The sequence below is a fragment of the Pseudomonas sp. genome (assembly GCF_036387035.1).
In the GTDB taxonomy this organism is placed as follows: domain Bacteria; phylum Pseudomonadota; class Gammaproteobacteria; order Pseudomonadales; family Pseudomonadaceae; genus Aquipseudomonas.
This window is the reverse complement of record NZ_DASVUM010000227.1, coordinates 1-1504: the sequence shown is the minus strand read 5'-3', so window position 1 is coordinate 1504 and position 1504 is coordinate 1. Positions and strand designations below refer to the sequence as shown.

The following is a 1504-nucleotide window of genomic DNA, read 5'->3' as shown; positions in this document are numbered from 1 at the left end:
CGGGCATTCGGAGCGGGTCAACGACGAGGTGGTGCTGCGTTTTGAGTTTCCCGAGCGGCCAGGCGCGCTGTTCAACTTCCTGAACAAGCTGGGCGGGAAATGGAATATCTCGATGTTTCATTACCGCAACCACGGCGCGGCAGATGGCCGAGTGGTGGCCGGGCTGGTGGTGCCGGAGGATGAGCGGCATTTGGTGCCGAAGGCGCTGGCGGAGATTGGCTACCCGTACTGGGACGAGACGAAGAACCCGGCGTACAAGCTGTTTTTGGGGTGACAGCAGCGGCGAGGCATCAACAGGCTGAGTTCAGCAGATCGACACCGGCCCTGTAGGAGCCGGCTTGCTGGCGAACCCGATCGATCATTCACCGTTTATGTTGATTGGCCCGACGCGTTCGCCAGCAAGCCGGCTCCTACAAAGCAGGTTGAGCCGTAACACCCGCATCATGGGCTGCTATGCTTCAAAAAATGCCAGAAACGCGGGCAAGCCCCGCGCATCCAGGGCTCACTGCGCCGGCGTTGGCTCCACCGCCGGTGCAACGCCCGGCTCGGTGCTCGTTGACGGCGCAGGCGTCGTGGCGGGCGCGGCCTCGACTGGCGTCACTGTTTCGGCCTTCAACGGATCAGGCTCGGCAGGCGCAGGCATCGGTTCGCTGCTTTGCTCGTTGGCGGCCGCTGGCTGAGTCGCGGGCGTCGCCAAAGGCGCGGGGGCGACGGGCGTCGTCGCTGCTGGCGGGGTAGGCGCCACGGCAGCGGGTGCCGCGGCGGGCTTTTGCTCAGTCAGCGCGGCCGGCTTGCCCGGCACCGGCTCAGGCATGCCCAGGTCTGTCTTGGGCTTCTCTTCAATGTGCGCGGCCTTCTTCAGCTCAGGCGGCAGGAAGTTTTCCACCAGCGCGAAGAAACGGTCATAAAACTTGGACGACGCAACTGTCTCACTGGCGACCTTGACCATTGAGTCGTCCGTCGAGCCGATCGGCATCGAGACCGAACCCAACACGCCCACGCCCAGGCTTGCGGAGTTATTAACCTTCTTCAGCGCATAGCGATCCTGCAGCGCGTTGGCGAACATCGTGGTCCGGTTGTCCGCACTGCCGTCAGGGGCACACACCACGTTGAAGCTGATCTCCATGTGGGTTTCGCCGGTCTGCTGGAAGCTCTTGTGGCCACTGATCACTTTGGGATCGCTGCTGGTGATGATGTAACCCTGACTCAGCAGTGCCCGTCGCGCCGCTTCGCACGTGGCAGCGTCCGACACCGGATAGTTGCGGGAGAACGTGCCGGCGTCGTCGAAATTTTCATGCTCATAGACCGTCGGTTTCTTCGACGAGCAGCCTGCGGCAGCCAGCAGGGTCACCACCCAGCATGCGGTACGGAAGCTCAGTAATTTAGGCATCAAACATCCTGGGGCAATTGGTCGACTGAAAGTGGACCGGGGAAAACGCCGGTAAGTCTGCAACAAGCCTGCCATGGGATCAACGCAGAGTTTGCAACCGTGTGGATACATCCA

General features: G+C 62.2%; 1 protein-coding gene and 1 pseudogene. One reads left to right on the top strand and one right to left on the bottom strand.

Annotation, left to right across the window (positions count from 1 at the left end):
- Positions 1-274: pseudogene (locus tag VF672_RS20860) on the top strand (threonine ammonia-lyase, biosynthetic); the annotation flags it as partial.
- A 228-nt stretch (positions 275-502) separates the two neighbouring features.
- Here VF672_RS20860 and VF672_RS20855 read toward each other — a convergent pair.
- Positions 503-1390 carry a DUF2242 domain-containing protein gene (locus VF672_RS20855; protein WP_331106419.1) on the bottom strand — a complete coding sequence of 296 codons (888 nt, stop codon included), beginning with the start codon at positions 1388-1390 and terminating at the stop codon, positions 503-505.
- Positions 1391-1504: the final 114 nt, after the last annotated feature.